This is a genomic window from Bacillus sp. GbtcB10 (assembly GCF_019091365.1).
GTDB lineage: Bacteria > Bacillota > Bacilli > Bacillales > Bacillaceae > Bacillus > Bacillus altitudinis.
On the sequence record NZ_JAGXJP010000355.1, the window covers coordinates 1 to 240 of the forward strand.

Genomic DNA, 240 nt, shown 5'->3' on the forward strand with positions numbered 1-240 from the left:
GATTTTATTTGCTTTTAATACATCACGCCAAATTTTAGCCAGCGTTTTTTCCGCTTCTGATTGCGGTTCTTGAAACATTTCTGTTTTCCCTACATTTTTGTGCAAGTCTTGTAGCTTGCCAATTTGTACACATCCCTTTTCATCAATTGGGATTTCGTCTACTTTCAAAAATGAAACATGCTTTTTCGCTTCTATTGATAAATCACTTACCTCATCTGTATGGTATACAATCGCTTTTAG

At 35.0% G+C, this 240-nt stretch carries 1 protein-coding gene; it reads right to left on the reverse strand.

The window, feature by feature from the left end; translation table 11 throughout:
• Nucleotides 1-240 (reverse strand): hypothetical protein (locus tag KVT11_RS20480; protein WP_217609209.1); only part of this gene is annotated, 240 nt, incomplete at both ends.